The sequence below is a fragment of the Acinetobacter sp. YH16042 genome, from assembly GCF_013417245.1.
GTDB lineage: Bacteria > Pseudomonadota > Gammaproteobacteria > Pseudomonadales > Moraxellaceae > Acinetobacter > Acinetobacter amyesii.
In genome coordinates this window covers 1-13,288 of sequence record NZ_VPEJ01000016.1, presented here as the reverse complement: position 1 = coordinate 13,288, position 13,288 = coordinate 1, and the positions used below count along the sequence as shown (strand labels likewise).

The 13,288-nt window shown below is 39.9% G+C and carries 12 protein-coding genes and 1 pseudogene; 8 read left to right on the top strand and 5 right to left on the bottom strand.

Features of this window, described 5'->3' with window-relative positions:
* Window positions 1-5 precede the first annotated feature (5 nt).
* On the bottom strand, window positions 6-812 hold the full coding sequence (locus FTV37_RS11645; RefSeq protein ID WP_078191142.1) for a tetratricopeptide repeat protein: 807 nt from the start codon (window positions 810-812) through the stop codon (window positions 6-8).
* A gap of 249 nt (window positions 813-1,061) precedes the next feature.
* Here FTV37_RS11645 and FTV37_RS11640 point away from each other — a divergent pair, with 249 nt between their 5' ends.
* Together FTV37_RS11640 and FTV37_RS11635 are read left to right on the top strand one after the other, a co-directional pair.
* Complete coding sequence (locus FTV37_RS11640; RefSeq protein ID WP_078191141.1) at window positions 1,062-1,307, top strand: hypothetical protein; 246 nt, start codon at window positions 1,062-1,064, stop codon at window positions 1,305-1,307.
* Window positions 1,308-1,514: 207 nt separating this feature from the next.
* Window positions 1,515-2,696, top strand: a complete 1,182-nt coding sequence (locus tag FTV37_RS11635; RefSeq protein WP_180063924.1) for a sorbosone dehydrogenase family protein — start codon at window positions 1,515-1,517, stop codon at window positions 2,694-2,696.
* Between the two features lie 109 nt (window positions 2,697-2,805).
* Here the strand turns inward: FTV37_RS11635 and FTV37_RS11630 are convergent, their stop codons facing one another.
* The 3 genes from FTV37_RS11630 to FTV37_RS11620 all read right to left on the bottom strand — a co-directional run bounded on the left by FTV37_RS11630 (window position 2,806) and on the right by FTV37_RS11620 (window position 6,413).
* A complete protein-coding gene (locus FTV37_RS11630) occupies window positions 2,806-3,327 on the bottom strand; it encodes a hypothetical protein (protein WP_180009882.1) in 522 nt (173 codons plus the stop codon).
* Window positions 3,328-3,464: 137 nt separating this feature from the next.
* Entirely contained in the window at window positions 3,465-4,196 is a 732-nt protein-coding gene (locus FTV37_RS11625) for a folate-binding protein YgfZ (RefSeq protein ID WP_180063923.1), read from the bottom strand.
* Window positions 4,197-4,313: 117 nt separating this feature from the next.
* Window positions 4,314-6,413, bottom strand: a complete 2,100-nt coding sequence (locus FTV37_RS11620) for a multicopper oxidase family protein (protein WP_180063922.1) — start codon at window positions 6,411-6,413, stop codon at window positions 4,314-4,316.
* 591 nt (window positions 6,414-7,004) lie between these two features.
* On the opposite strand from FTV37_RS11620, the gene acnD reads away from it, so the two are divergent.
* The 6 genes from acnD (at window position 7,005) to FTV37_RS11590 (ending at window position 13,101) form a co-directional block, all read left to right on the top strand.
* On the top strand, window positions 7,005-9,620 hold the full coding sequence (gene acnD, locus FTV37_RS11615; protein WP_180063921.1) for a Fe/S-dependent 2-methylisocitrate dehydratase AcnD: 2,616 nt from the start codon (window positions 7,005-7,007) through the stop codon (window positions 9,618-9,620).
* Window positions 9,621-9,758: 138 nt separating this feature from the next.
* On the top strand, window positions 9,759-11,363 hold the full coding sequence (locus tag FTV37_RS11610) for an AAA family ATPase (RefSeq protein ID WP_180063920.1): 1,605 nt from the start codon (window positions 9,759-9,761) through the stop codon (window positions 11,361-11,363).
* Window positions 11,364-11,472: 109 nt separating this feature from the next.
* A complete protein-coding gene (locus tag FTV37_RS11605; RefSeq protein WP_078191134.1) occupies window positions 11,473-11,703 on the top strand; it encodes an antitoxin in 231 nt (76 codons plus the stop codon).
* Window positions 11,703-12,122 (top strand): type II toxin-antitoxin system VapC family toxin, encoded by a 420-nt coding sequence (locus FTV37_RS11600; RefSeq protein ID WP_078192327.1) that lies wholly within the window; start codon window positions 11,703-11,705, stop codon window positions 12,120-12,122. Before FTV37_RS11605 ends, FTV37_RS11600 begins: the two co-directional genes overlap by 1 nt.
* Window positions 12,123-12,161: 39 nt before the next feature.
* Complete coding sequence (locus tag FTV37_RS11595; RefSeq protein ID WP_143221616.1) at window positions 12,162-12,398, top strand: hypothetical protein; 237 nt, start codon at window positions 12,162-12,164, stop codon at window positions 12,396-12,398.
* A gap of 127 nt (window positions 12,399-12,525) precedes the next feature.
* Entirely contained in the window at window positions 12,526-13,101 is a 576-nt protein-coding gene (locus FTV37_RS11590; protein WP_180063919.1) for a DUF4126 domain-containing protein, read from the top strand.
* A gap of 97 nt (window positions 13,102-13,198) precedes the next feature.
* On the opposite strand, the pseudogene FTV37_RS11585 reads toward FTV37_RS11590, so the two are convergent.
* A pseudogene (locus tag FTV37_RS11585) lies at window positions 13,199-13,288 on the bottom strand (IS5/IS1182 family transposase); the annotation flags it as partial.

Below are 13,288 nucleotides of genomic sequence, written 5' to 3'. Positions count from 1 at the left end.
CTCAATTAACTCTTTTTCGCATTGGCTTTAGGTGCTTTGGCTTGTTCAGCAATCATTTTATCCACGGTTGCCAAAGATTCTTTGGCTTGTGGAATATTTTCTTTGGCTAATGCACTGAATATTTTTTTAGCTTCAGGCAAATTTTGCGGGATGATATTGCCATTTACAAACATATTGCCCACCGCCATCAATGCAGGGACATAGCCTTTTTTTGCTAACTCTTGAATGCTATTTAGACCTTGCTGAATAGGCTTTTCATTTTTAGCTTTAAAGCCCGCACTGATGTCATAAAGTGCTTTGGCATGAATCGCAGGGTAGTTGCCTTTTTTAATCAGCGGATCAAGTTTGCTGAGTGCCAATTTATCTGACTCAGGTTTATTTTCTGCAAAAAGTAAAATGGCATAGTCGATGGAGGCATCGTCAAAACCTGCCGAAGATGCGCGTTCTAAATATTGTTTGGCCTTATTGGTGTCTTGTTTTAAGCCCAGTGTGCCCGTTGCATAATTTTTACCTAAAACATAGTTAGCAACAGGGTAGCCTTTGGCTGCAGCCTGTTCATAGAGTTGGATGGCTTTTTTCTCATCCTTCGCTACGCCTTGACCTGTTTGAGTAAGATAGCCCAAATTATAAATGGCCTGAGCATTACCTTTTGCTGCAAGCTTGCTCAGTGTTTGGTAGGCGCCATTCATATCTTTGGCCTTGACCATGGCTTCCACTTTAGCAAATTCAGGATCGACGGCATCTGTTTTAGTTTCAGCAAAAGCGAATTGAGTGCTCATTGCCAAAATGCTTGCAAGTAGGATTTTTTTCATCTTAAAACCTTTTTTAAATCATGCACATAATTCCATTTATGTGTTTTGGTGGTTATTTTTGTCGGTTTTTACATCATAGGTAGATTTACGTAAATGTAAAGTGAGGAATTGTGATTTAAAGCGTTTTTATAAAATAATGTTGATTGCCGTTAGCACTTTAAATGCCATGACTTTATTGCATCAAAAGCCTTTGCAAAAAAGCAGGACTCTGATTTAATCGCGCATTGTTATTTTCTCAGAGGCAGCGCGATGTTTATTAAAGGCATTAAACGCAATTACGATAAAATCAATGCAGATGAATCGATTGCAGATGAAGATAAAATTGATGCGCTTTTGATGAAATTGGGTGCAGAGTTTTTAGTCAGTAAAGAGGATCGTGTTTATATTTTCAAAAAAGGCGATTTAGAAGCTAAATTTGATGCCAAACATGCGCGCGCCTATCATTTTAAAGAATATGTATGCAAAGACATGAATAAGTTGTTTCATGGATTTTGATTAAAATCATGATTTAAAAACGAAAACATGAGGGGGAATAAAGTTCCTCCTTATTTTTGTTTGTTGTGTACTGCACCAGCGTATGTGATTTAAAAAACCTTAATTTTCAAAAGTATAATATTTTCTAAAAATATAAATTGAATAAAAAAGATACAAGGCATCTATGATGAATACAGATATACATGATTCATTGAGATGTATTTAAATATGATAAAAATAAGTGCCATCTTGATCCTTAGTTTCGTCTGTTCAATGACCAGTTGGGCTCAACAACCCAAGCTTGTTCCGCATCCAATCCATTTAAAAAATGGCAAGCAGTTTTCATTAAATTTGCCTGCGCAGTATGAAATTATTCCTGCTGCCGAAGGTCTCAAACGTGTTCGTTTTTTTGCGCAAGCACCTGATCGCAGAATGTTTGTCACGGATATGTATGATCTAACAGATAATAAAAAAGGTACTGTATATATATTGGATGATTGGAATGCTGACACAGGTAAATTTGGCAAAATCATTCCTTATCTGACCGGTTTGAGAAATCCAAATTCAGTTCAGTTTTATACCGATGCTCAAGGACAGGATTGGCTTTATTTGGCAGAAACGCACCAACTGACACGGCAAAAATTCAACAGAGGTGAAACTCAGCCTTCGAGTAAGGCTGAAGTTTTAGCGACATTTCCTGATTATGGTTTGAGTTATAAATACGGCGGTTGGCATCTGACGCGGACGATTGCAGTCGGTGGAAATGGAAAGATTTATGTGTCGGTTGGCTCGAGTTGTAACGCCTGTGTAGAAAAAGAAAAAGTGCGAGCATCCGTCATCGAGATGAATCCTAATGGTTCAGAGCAACGGATTTATGCGACAGGTTTGCGTAATGCAGTTGGTCTAAAATGGATCGGTAGATTTCTATTTGCAACTAATCAAGGTTCTGATCATTTGGGAAATAAAAAGCCAGATGAAACTTTTTATGCGTTAAAGCATGATACCGATTATGGCTGGCCCGCATGTTATTCATGGCAGGGCAAAGTCTTGGCGGATGCTAAATTTAAACGTGCATCAGGCTGTAAAAATGTTCCATCGCCCTATGCTTATTTCCCTTCGCATTCCTCTGCATTAGGTTTTGATTATTTTGATGACCCTCATACTGATGCCACCATTAAAAATGCATTTTTAGTGGCCTTGCATGGCTCTACCGACGAGGCGATTGGTCATGGCTATCAAATTGCAATGATGCGTAAAGGACAAAAACTTGAAACCTTTATGGATGGTTTTTTAGTCGGTAAAACGGTAAATGGGCGACCCGCGGATATTTATAAGATCGATGAAAAATCTTTTTATTTTTCGGATGATCGGGCAGGGGTGATTTATTATGTGAGTGAAAAAAATGAGTGATAAAAAGCCAAAGTCTTTAGGCTTTGGCTTTGAGTGCTTAGGGATAGTCTGAAAATTTAGATGGTCAGACCAGATGTCAAAATTCTAGTTTATATACGGTCAAAAATGGCTAATCATAGCGTTTCAGTTCTAAGTCTTCATTCTTGAAATGGGCAATCGAAATATGATTATTTGCTGCAATATTCTTAAAGCGTAACCATAGAAAAAATTCAATAAGATTGATTCCAATTCCCCAAAAAGATGTATTTAAGAGGGTGAGTTGGGTGTCGTAGGCAACATGAAACTCGAAGCCTGTGCTACTGAAGCCAAAAGAGCTTTGCATAAAGAGAAAAAAGCCAGTTGTTACTTTTGGATAGTAAATGACTAAGGGTGTGATAATAATCGGGACAAGGCTTAAGCTGATCCAAAACAGTATTTTCAAGCCTAGAACATCTCTTTTCCAATATTTGATAGCGCCCATTAGCATGAAAAAGAGTTGGACATACAGTACAATAATAATAATCAAAACAAGTAGAGATAGCTGAATTGAAAGCAATTGATTGCCGAGTATGACCATGCCTAGAAGAGCAAAAAATCCGTAATAAAGGGCAATGATCTTGTGCTTTGGGTCTTGAAATTGTGTCTGATGCATCGTTATATAGTTTATTGTTAAAATTCGGAGTGCATTTTAGTTTAAAAATAGTCAAATTAACATGATGAATTTTAAAATTTAAAACTTAGATTTATTATAAAAGAAGATAGCTAAATGTAGCTATCTTCTGAATTTATTTAAGCTGACTGCGGACGTGCCACATCACCATTCAATGCTTCAGGCAAGGCTAAAACAGTCACGTCTAACTCTTCTAAGGCTTCAGGACGAGCAACAACCAGTGCTACATAACCATTTTCTACAGCCGCGCTATTTACCACTTGCACGCCTTTATTCAGCTGTTCGCCTTGTGCAGGAGCAGCGCCTGTACCTGAAATCGCATGCAACCAAGCTTTGGGTTTGGCTTTAAACCATAAACGTGCAATCACTTCCTGACCCAAATAACAGCCTTTGTCATAGTGTACACCTTCACGCTGATGTAAACGTAGCTCTTGCGGTTGGAACACATGTTCAAGCGCTTGGTCAATATAGGCCTGACCCGCTTGAATGGCTTGAACTTCCCATGCTGCAATATCCGTCGGCGCCGAAGCAAAAGTCGTGTCATCACCGGCTAAACTTGGAAAAACTGCACCGGCTTCTTCCAGTTTCATTTTTGAAAAAGCGCCGAATTTTTTAATATGTTTGGCAAATTCTTCGGCTTGATCTGCTGTTGTGACAATAGAAAAACTTTCAGCACTGTGTTTGGTGAGCCATAAACCAAAGTGAATACGGCCTTTGAGGTCGCAGATTGCGGTATAACGTGTTGCATTTTCTTCAAGGCGTTCAACATGTAAAGTAACTTGCCCTTGTAGAAATTTTTGTGCATCGACACCGTTGAGAGAAAAAGATGTGAATGCCATAGACGTTGTCATGACCAGCCTCAGTATAAATTTTAGATATCATTAATCATGTTATTTTGCAGCAAGCCGCAGTGTTAGGCAAACAAAAAGCCCATATTGATATGGGCTTTTGTACAGCATAGATCGGTCTTAGTGACTGTGTGCCGGCATATCGCTTGTAGTCATATCCATAGTGGAATGATGTGAAGGCGGTTCACTATTACAATCATATTGGTCGCCACAAATACGCACGGTTTCCATCATGCCTTGATCTTCATGGTCTAAAATATGGCAGTGCAGCACGAAGTCACCTTCAAATTTTTCGTATTTACTGCGTACAAAGATTTTATAGCCCTGTTTGACGAAGAGCGTATCTTTCCAAACGCCTTTCATTCCATGATATTGCGAGTCAATATTTCCTGCACCATCTTTATCTGAGCTGCCGATGGCACTGACATCGACACCATTTTCATTCAATATTTTCACGACTTGGAATGGATTGACATGAATATGGAAGGGATGACTGGCTACATTACTGCTTAACTCCCACTCTTGAACTTGCCCGATTGGAAGCTTGCGGACATAGCTATGGTGGGTATGGTCTTCATCGTGGTAGGCATCGCCAAAGCTGATCAATGTGCCTTCTTCGGCATGACGAATACCAAATTTAAAGCTGCCATCTGCATTGAACAGAATGTCAAAGTTGGTGATTTGCTTCGCCATCGTTTTGAGCATTTCATCGACTTCAGCGGTCATTAAACTCGCATGCGAGATAAAGGCTGATAAATCACCCTGTTCGAGCTGTGCAATCACTTCTGGTGCCAGTTTCAATTGGGTGGCCTGACTTTTTAAGAAGTTAAACGGCGTTTGCTGTGGTAGTTGGGTTGCTTTTACATTGACCCAACCGAGGAGCTGTGTATTGAGTTTTTCTTCTGGTGCCCGACGAAGTAATGGACTTGATTCAGGCGCATTAATTTCATCTTCCAGATTGAGCTTGGCATCGTATACACAGTATTTATTGGTGGTCGGGAAGGAGAGCATGGCATCAAAGCGATAACCCGGCTGAAAAATTTCAATCCCTTGCTTTTGGATTTTCCCCATGGTCAAGCCGTCTTGTGCAAGGGTATATAACGGTAATGTTTTCAGCGTTTTAAACTGTGAAGACATCGACTTGCTTTGATACTTTTGACATTCACTAAGGGTTTGCTCTGCGGTAAAGAGCGCAGAATCAGGCAGTTCTTTGATGGTCAAACCAATGGTGTCACGGATACCGCCGTGAATCATGCGCCAGCGGTGGTATTGGTTCTGATCCACCTTAATTTCACCAAACATTTTGCCATTGATACTGGTAAAACGATTTTCATCGGCCCAAGAGGTCGGTATATCGAGTTTTGAATAATCTTCTAAGCTATAGATGCAGGGTGTACCATTCACTTGGCTTAAATTGCTGTCGCAATCTTCATTGTATTGAATCTGCTGGAACAGCATGATTTTTTCATGGTCATACTGCTGGGTTTTTTGATTTTTCCATAAGATGTCCAAATCACCAGTCTGCTGAATTTGCCCCTGACGAATGACGGGTTTTCGCTCTCCCTCAATAATCAAAGGGCCAGCCATGCCACTTGAGACCTGAATCGCGGTTGAACCATGCACATGCGAGTGATACCAAAATGTTCCCGCAGGATGATTCGGTTCGATCTTAAATTCGTAATGAAAATCTTGCTGAGGCTTTAAGCTCAAAAATACGTTGTCACTATTTCCTTGCGGGCTAACCCAAAGACCATGTGTATGTAAATTTGTGGTGTTAAAACAGTTCCCTTGGTTAATATTGGTTACTGGACTTGGACAGGTCTCCGTCGATTCAACAGGGAGATGATTGACCAGATGAATTTTTAAATTGTCACCTTGTTTTGCACGAATTTGTGGGCCGACCAGCACATCAGAAACACTGCCATCGCTATTTTTCGAGTTCCAGAGTTCAGGTTTAGTTAGATAGCCTCTGACTTGTAATAGGTCATTTTCACCGGTTTCAGGGTCGTATAAGGCTTGGCGTTTATAGGCAATTAGCAGTTCATGTTCACCTTGTGCATTGGCTTTCAAACGTGGTGGATTCGAGACGACAGTCGGTGAGTCTACTTCCTCTTCTTGAATCGTCGAATCTGTTGTCGATTGGTCGTTGTCGCCACAGGCAATGAAGCTGAGACAGCTTAAGAGGCAGCCAGCCCCAATGATGGTTTTAAATTTTGTCATGATCTTTCCCCAAAGCATAATGACGGTAGAACAGTAATCGCAGATTTATTTAGCTAAGATTTTGTAAATATTGTGATTATTTTGGCGAGTACAGCGAGTTACTGTGCTTGTATGTCGTGCTTTTATTATCTGAGAGAGGGGTGATTCGACGCTATCCCTGCAAATAGGGATAAATTGAGAATTAAGATAAAATAAATAATAAAACCGTGTTTTGATTCACATTATGGCTTTAAGGCGCCATGAGCTAATGAAGTAATTTAATGCCTTGATTATTAAATACTAAAATTGATAAGACTGATTATTAACCAAATTGGTTGATATTTAGATTAAATATTATGCAGTGCAATTTTCCTTAGACTAAAGAATGAGGCGGATTTGCAGCTATTTTTCAAAAAAATTCACATTTAGAGCGAATATTCCAAAGTTAGTGTAACTAAATATTTCAAAAACCCCTGTTTTTATATTTAACCCTATGAAATATATGAGATTTGGGAAATGGGTTTTCGGCAGTGTAGTATGCCTATCGAACAAAGATGAATTGTCTATGAAAAAGACAACGCAAAAAAATGAAAGACCGAGGGCAGGAACGCTATGAACAACAACTACCGTAAACCGCTGCAAGGCACCCAGCTAGAATACTTCGATGTACGCCAAGCCGTAGAAGATATTCAGCCAGGCGCATACGCAAAACTTCCATATACATCTAAAGTCCTTGCAGAGCAGCTGGTGCGTAAATGCGATCCTGCAATTTTAGAGCAGTCTTTAAAAGAATTAATTTTCCGCAAACAAGACCACGATTTCCCTTGGTATCCTGCACGTGTGGTGTGCCATGACATCTTAGGTCAAACAGCATTGGTTGATCTTGCAGGCTTACGTGATGCCATTGCAGATCAAGGCGGCGACCCATCTAAAGTAAACCCTGTTGTTCCAACGCAGCTGATTGTCGATCACTCTTTAGCTGTAGAGTTTGGCGGTTTTGACCCAGACGCTTTCGAGAAAAACCGTGCCATTGAAGACCGTCGTAACGAAGACCGTTTCCATTTCATTGAATGGACGAAAACAGCCTTTGAAAATGTCGATGTGATCCCCGCGGGCAACGGTATCATGCACCAAATCAACTTGGAAAAAATGTCTCCAGTGATTCAAAACCGTGGTGGTTTGGCATTCCCTGATACCTGTGTGGGTACAGATTCACATACACCACATACCGATGCTTTGGGTGTAATTTCGATTGGTGTTGGTGGTTTAGAAGCTGAAAACGTAATGTTAGGTCGTGCATCTTGGATGCGTCTACCAGATATTATTGGTGTTGAGTTTGTCGGTCAGCGTCAAGCAGGCATTACCGCAACTGACATTGTATTGGCTTTAACTGAATTCTTGCGTAAAGAACGTGTAGTCGGTGCGTATTTAGAATTCTTTGGTGAAGGTGCTGACAGCATGTCAGTGGGTGACCGTGCGACGATCTCAAACATGACCCCTGAATATGGTGCAACGGCTGCGATGTTCTACATTGACCAAAACACCATTGATTACCTGACATTGACAGGCCGTGAAGCGGATCAAGTGAAATTGGTTGAAACCTATGCCAAAGAAATTGGTCTTTGGGCGTCGGATATGACAGCGGCAGAATACCCGCGTGTACTACGTTTTGATTTATCACAAGTCACTCGTAATATTGCAGGTCCATCGAATCCACATGCACGTGTATCAACCGCTGATTTAAAAGCGAAAGGCATTGCAGGTAACTTAGAAGCGGTTAAAGCTCAGGAAGCTGAAGGTTTAATGCCTGATGGCGCAATCATCATTGCAGCAATCACCTCATGTACAAACACTTCTAACCCCCGTAATACCGTGGCAGCAGGCTTACTTGCACGTAAAGCTAATGAGTTAGGACTTGTGCGTAAACCTTGGGTGAAATCATCATTTGCACCAGGTTCTAAAGCAGCAGCTTTATACCTAGAAGAAGCAGGTGTACTCGGTGATTTAGAAAAATTAGGTTTTGGTATTGTTGCCTATGCATGCACCACTTGTAACGGCATGTCAGGTGCGCTCGATCCAGTGATTCAGCAAGAAATTATTGACCGTGATGTGTATGCAACTGCGGTACTTTCAGGTAACCGTAACTTTGACGGACGTATCCATCCATACGCAAAACAAGCATTCTTGGCTTCGCCTCCTTTAGTTGTGGCGTATGCCATTGCAGGGACGATCCGTTTTGACATCGAAACTGATTCATTGGGCAATGACAAAGACGGTAATCCAATTTACTTAAAAGACATTTGGCCGTCTGATGCTGAAATTGATGCATTGGTGAAAGAAGCGGTTAAACCTGAACAGTTTAAGAAAGTGTATATCCCAATGTTTGATTTGGGTGAGCGTGAAAAAGCGGCAAGCCCACTATACGACTGGCGTCCGCAAAGTACTTATATTCGCCGTCCGCCGTATTGGGAAGGGGCTTTGGCTGCACCACGTACACTTGCAAATATGCGTCCGCTTGCGATTCTGCCTGACAACATCACCACTGACCATTTATCACCTTCAAATGCGATCATGATGGATTCGGCAGCGGGTGAGTACCTGCATAAAATGGGCGTGCCTGAAGAAGACTTTAACTCATACGCAACCCACCGTGGTGACCATTTAACTGCACAGCGTGCGACATTTGCCAACCCGAAATTGTTTAATGAAATGGTGGTGCGTTCTGACGGTACGATCAAGCAAGGTTCAAAAGCGCGTGTAGAGCCTGAAGGCGAAGTAATGCGTATGTGGGAAGCGATTGAAACTTATATGAACCGTAAGCAGCCGCTGATCATCATCGCAGGTAAAGACTATGGTCAAGGTTCGAGCCGTGACTGGGCTGCCAAAGGTGTGCGCCTTGCAGGTGTAGAAGTGATTGTAGCGGAAGGTTTTGAGCGTATTCACCGTACAAATTTGGTGGGTATGGGCGTGTTACCGCTTGAGTTTAAAGCAGGGACTGACCGTAAAACCTTGAAGCTGGATGGTACTGAGCTTTATAGCGTGATTGGCAATATTGCGCCGCGTTCTGACCTGACTTTGGTGGTAGAGCGTTCAACTGCTGATGGTAAAAATGAAATCATTAAAGTGCCTGTGACTTGCCGTTTGGATACCGAAGAAGAAGTGCATGTGTATGAAGCGGGCGGTGTATTGCAGCGTTTTGCACAGGATTTCTTGGAAGGGAATGTTTAAAAAATCTCCCCTAACCCCTCTTTGAGAAAGAGGGGGAACTCCCTCCTTTTTTAAAGGAGGGTTGGGGTGGATTAAAGTTATTGATATTGTTTAAAAAAGACCCTACATTTATGTGGGGTTTTTTATTTGAATATAAATATGAAAGTTAAAGAAATTCGTCTGAATAATTTTAAAAGATTTTCCAATTTAACGATTACAGGTATTCCTGAACAAAACAAGCTAGTTGTCATAATAGGGCCAAATGGTAGTGGAAAATCCTCACTTTTTGATGCTTTATACCATTATTATAGAGAAAGAGCTGGATGGGGGTGGCAAGGGGATCATAGCTACTTTTCTAAGAATCCATTATTAGGTTTTGATAATCATAATGCCGTTAAAATTGATTTTCATGACTATTTTGACATTCATTATTTACCCAAAAATTCTCTTTATTTTCGATCAGCATATAGACATGAGCCAGATTTTCAAATTAATCATTTTTCTAGAATGAATCAACCTTTTGAAAATTTGAGGCTAGGGAGATCTATCGATGCTGATCAAACTGTATCTGAAAATTATCAAAGGCTAGTGCAACAGACAGTTCAATCTTTGTATAGCGAAATTAATAATAGAAGAACTGTAGAAGATTTGAGAGATGAGTTAATAGGTAATATCCGTAATTCATTTAATAATATTTTTCCTGATTTAACATTAAGAAATATTGTTGATCCTCTTGCGGATAACTGTTTTACGTTTCAAAAAGGTACTGTTGAGAATTATCCTTATAAAAATTTATCTGCAGGTGAAAAAGCTGTTTTTGATTTAATATTGGATTTACATGTAAAAATAGGTGCATATAACAATACAATTTTTATGATTGATGAACCTGAATTGCATATTCATACTTCACTTCAAGCAAAGCTTTTAGAAGAATTATATAAAATTATTCCTGAAAGTTCTCAACTTTGGGTTAATACTCATTCATTGGGAGTTATGCAAAAAGCAAAAGAAATATCTATACAAAATCCAAATACAGTTCATTTTATTGATTTTCACATAAATGATTTTGATGAAGATACTATTTTGTATCCAGCCCCAATTGATAAGGTTGTTTGGGAAAAGTTTCTTTCAATCGCTTTAGGAGAAATGCAAAATGTATTTTTACCCTCCAATATTGTCGTATGTGAAGGTAACTTGCTTGGTACAGCGCGAAAGGATTTTGATGCTTCAATTTATGGAATGATTTTATCTAAAAGCTCTAACAATATCACTTTTATAAGTGGTGGAAGCTGTAATGATATCGAAAAAGAAGATCATGCACCTACATTAGTCCTGAAAAATTTAATGCCAGAAGCAAAAATTATAAAACTATTAGATAGAGATGATCGTTCCGATCAGGAAGTTGAAGAACTTCTTCACAATAATATTCATGTAACGACAAGACGTAATTTGGAAAGCTATCTTCTTGATGATGAAGTAATTGAGGAATATCTAAAGTCGATTGAAAAAAATGACAAACTGACGGATGCTTTACGAATTAAAGCTGACGCGTTACGGGCAAGTGTCGCTAGGGGAAATCCTAATGATGATCTAAAGTCAGCTTCAGGAGATTTTTTTACTAGACTGAAGCAAGAATTAGGATTAATACGAGTGGGAAATAGATCAGATGCTTTTTTGAAAGATACATTAGCACCCGTAATTAAACCAGGCATGAGAGTTTTTGAAGAGATTGACAGTATGTTTGTTTCATTTTTTTCTAGATAATGTTTAAGTTTAATCAGAAGCCCTATCATTCGACTGGGTTTCTTTTGATTGAAAAATATTCAAAAAATACCTATCATAAGGTATATATCAAAACTGCTGGAGTAGTGCTATGACTACCGCAAAAGTTTTTATGACAGGACGCAGTCAAGCTATTCGCTTACCCAAAGAATTTCGTTTTGAAGGCAAAGAAGTAGAAATCTTCCGCCGAGGTGACGAAGTCATATTGCGAGAAAAACCAGTCACAGCAGATCAACTATTTAAAGTTTTGGCACAAATGCCAGACGACTTTTATGCAGAAACAAGAGTGGATGAACCACCGCAAGAACGAGAAGAGTTCTAATGCCAACACAATATTTATTAGATACCAATATTTGTATTTATATCACCAAGCATCAACCCGAAATTGTCCGTCAGCATTTTGAAAAACATTTACCTGACGGCAATATTTTTATTTCAGTGATTACTTTGGGGGAACTTCGCTTTGGTGCGGAAAAAAGCCAATGGAAAGACAAAGCTTTCAAAGTGATTGATGAATTAACTTCAATCATTCCTGTTATAGAGTTAGATGAACACACCGCCGTACACTATGCTCAAATTCGAAAACAGTTAGCGCTTCAGGGGCAAATAATTGGCAATAACGATTTATGGCTAGCTGCTCATGCACGATCAAATAATTGGGTCATGGTCACAAACAATGAAAAAGAATTTCTGCGTGTAGACGAACTGCAAGTAGAAAACTGGCTCAGCAAATCGCTGTAAACCCACCAAAATTTCCATTCGAAATTATGCTTTGCCTAAATGCCATTATCAATTGTCGAAATGACCAATAGACATTCATCACAAGAGGGTTATACTGAATCTACCATTTCTAAAAACACATGGAGAACAAAAATGGTTACTGCTGGTCAAAAACCCGGAACAGGCTTCTATTTTTGTGTTCAATGCGGACACCGCGTCTACTTAGAAATTGGTACTGATCGTTTACCACCGTGTACCAAATGCCAAGGCAATCAATTTAACAATAAGAATGCCTAAGCTGCAAAACACTAACAGTTATCCGCTGTTTAGAAAGAAAAGCCCTATCACTCGATAGGGCTTTTTGCTAACGTATAACACTGCATATATAAAAACAAATTGCACATTTAACTGTTCGGAGAAGCCCATGGAAACAATATTAGGACTGTGTATTGGTATTGGCTTAAGTGCTGCTTGTGGCTTCCGTGTCTTTGTACCTTTATTGGTGATGAGTGTTGCCTCCATTTTAGGACTATTCGAACCAATGAAAGGATTCGAATGGTTGTCTATGCCTGCGGTTTGTATTGGCTTAGGAATTGCGACGGTTTGTGAAATTGCCGCGTACTATATTCCTTGGGTAGATAATGCGCTCGACACCATTTCAACACCCGCAGCAATGATCGCAGGGACGATTGCCATAATGGCAGTAAGCTCAGGTGAAATGTCACAGTTTGCCAGTTGGGCGGCAGCAATTATCGTGGGTGGTGGTACAGCAACAGCAGTGCAAATGAGTACCGTCGCAGCGCGTGGCGTATCTACCGCAACCACAGGTGGCGTTGCAAATCCAATCTTATCTACAGGGGAATGGATTGGTGCTGCAGTCTTGTCAGTATTGGCCTTTTTAGTCCCATTTTTCGTGGTGATCTTAGTGATTGCAATCGTGATCTGGTTGGTTCGCCGCATACGCCAAAAACGAACTGTACAGGTCGATACCCCTTTATAAACCAATCAATATTTCACTCTAAAATGAATCCATCTTTTAGAGTGAGTGATCTGCGTTTTGTTTAGGGTGTGTTGACATTTACAGCCGATAAATTGAGCTAAAGAGGCAACCATATAAATATACAAGCTAAAGCAACAGCGCTTTGATAGTTACGTTTTAGCTTATCGTATCTTGTGGCAATTCCTCT

What these genes read in the sequence shown, in the direction of transcription:
- acnD (WP_180063921.1), top strand. Translation starts at nt 7,005, where the DNA reads ATGAACAACAACTACCGTAAACCGCTGCAAGGCACCCAGCTAGAATAC.
- FTV37_RS11645 (WP_078191142.1), bottom strand. Translation starts at nt 812, where the DNA reads ATGAAAAAAATCCTACTTGCAAGCATTTTGGCAATGAGCACTCAATTC.
- FTV37_RS11625 (WP_180063923.1), bottom strand. Translation starts at nt 4,196, where the DNA reads ATGACAACGTCTATGGCATTCACATCTTTTTCTCTCAACGGTGTCGAT.
- FTV37_RS11605 (WP_078191134.1), top strand. Translation starts at nt 11,473, where the DNA reads ATGACTACCGCAAAAGTTTTTATGACAGGACGCAGTCAAGCTATTCGC.
- FTV37_RS11640 (WP_078191141.1), top strand. Translation starts at nt 1,062, where the DNA reads ATGTTTATTAAAGGCATTAAACGCAATTACGATAAAATCAATGCAGAT.
- FTV37_RS11610 (WP_180063920.1), top strand. Translation starts at nt 9,759, where the DNA reads ATGAAAGTTAAAGAAATTCGTCTGAATAATTTTAAAAGATTTTCCAAT.
- FTV37_RS11590 (WP_180063919.1), top strand. Translation starts at nt 12,526, where the DNA reads ATGGAAACAATATTAGGACTGTGTATTGGTATTGGCTTAAGTGCTGCT.
- FTV37_RS11600 (WP_078192327.1), top strand. Translation starts at nt 11,703, where the DNA reads ATGCCAACACAATATTTATTAGATACCAATATTTGTATTTATATCACC.
- FTV37_RS11595 (WP_143221616.1), top strand. Translation starts at nt 12,162, where the DNA reads ATGCCATTATCAATTGTCGAAATGACCAATAGACATTCATCACAAGAG.
- FTV37_RS11635 (WP_180063924.1), top strand. Translation starts at nt 1,515, where the DNA reads ATGATAAAAATAAGTGCCATCTTGATCCTTAGTTTCGTCTGTTCAATG.
- FTV37_RS11620 (WP_180063922.1), bottom strand. Translation starts at nt 6,413, where the DNA reads ATGACAAAATTTAAAACCATCATTGGGGCTGGCTGCCTCTTAAGCTGT.
- FTV37_RS11630 (WP_180009882.1), bottom strand. Translation starts at nt 3,327, where the DNA reads ATGCATCAGACACAATTTCAAGACCCAAAGCACAAGATCATTGCCCTT.